Origin of the sequence: Comamonas sp. A23 (genome assembly GCF_004522605.1) — a bacterium.
Taxonomy (GTDB): domain Bacteria; phylum Pseudomonadota; class Gammaproteobacteria; order Burkholderiales; family Burkholderiaceae_C; genus Comamonas; species Comamonas thiooxydans.
In genome coordinates this window covers 1-1,332 of sequence record NZ_RSDT01000040.1, presented here as the reverse complement: position 1 = coordinate 1,332, position 1,332 = coordinate 1, and the positions used below count along the sequence as shown (strand labels likewise).

At 52.9% G+C, this 1,332-nt stretch carries 1 protein-coding gene; it reads right to left on the bottom strand.

Translation table 11 applies throughout. The features are described from left to right. Window positions 1–1,328 (bottom strand): IS3 family transposase (locus EIC84_RS25815; RefSeq protein WP_134737364.1); only part of this gene is annotated, 1,328 nt, incomplete at its 3' end. Between the last annotated feature and the right edge of the window lie 4 nt (window positions 1,329–1,332).

Sequence of the window (1,332 nt, the reverse complement as noted above, 5' to 3'; positions counted from 1 at the left end):
CCTTTGCGAGACATCGAGCGAATCAGCTTTGCATCATGGATCCTCGAGAGCCAGCCCGGCCAGCGGTAGTGAGCTCCACGATCAGAATGAATCACAGGGCGGCTCTCACTGCCTTGAGCAGCATCAATGGCCGCATCCAGCATTGTGTTGACGAGATTTGCGTTGGGATGAGTCCCAATCGACCAGCTCACCACCAGCCCGTCAAAGCAATCAATGACTGGCGACAGGTAAACCTTGCCAGCAGGGATTTGGAATTCAGTAATGTCTGTGAGCCACTTCTCATTGGGCGCAGCAGCATGGAAGTCTCGATTGATGAGGTTTTGCGGGGCAGCACCTATCTCTCCAAGGTAGGAGTTATATCTGCGGCGTTTGGGCTTGGCCACGATCAACCCCTCCTGCTTCATCAGCCGACGAACCACCTTCTCTGAGATGCCCGTGCACTCCTTGAGCAGAGATGCCTGTACCCTGCGGTACCCATAGCAACGGTAGTTGTTGTCGAAGATCTCTGTGATGCTTCGGCGTACATCCAAGTATTTGTCAGCCAGCTTCAGCCGGGCACGATGGTAAAAGTACGAGCTTCTAGCAAGGCCAACAAGAGAAAGCAGTTCTGGCAATTCATACTGACCGCGCAACGCTTCAACCAGCACAGCCTTATCTTTGTTTGCCAGGCTATGCAGATCAATGCCAGCCCCATTTTTTAAGATTTCATGGGCCTGTTTGAGAAGCTCCCGCTCTATCTTCAGCCGCCGAACATCCTGGCGCAATGATTCAACTTGGCGCCTGAGTGCTGCTTCATCCAACACTGGCGATCGCTTTGGACTGTGTTTCATCGAGGCAGGGGCACAAGGGCCAAGCAACTGATTTTTCCAGTTGTACAAGGTCCCCCTACACACCCCTAACTTGTCCGCAATCTCCTGTGCAGTTGATTGACGGGTACACAGTTGCACCACGCCCTCACACATCAAAGTATTCGGCTTTGTAGCCGGCCAAGATCTGCCTACTCTCGATTTGCAGGTGTCAGGGCAGTCTTGCCGAACCCACGCAGTCAACGTTCCTCGACCCGGATAACCCAAAGCCCTCATCGTTGCAGCAATACAGCGATCATGGGAGAGGTAATGAGCAACCGCCACCTCCCTTTGCTTCAGAGAATATTTTGGTGCTCTTGGAGCTTGGCTTGCTGGCAAATCCTGATGCTTCAGGTAGTGCTGATACCAGCCTTTCAATGCGTTCTTGGTTGGGTACCCCAACTGGCGAATCGTGGCTCTGGCACGCAAGCCAAGCTTGATGTAAAGCTCAACTGCACGAATCCTGTCTGCGTATGAGTACATGAAC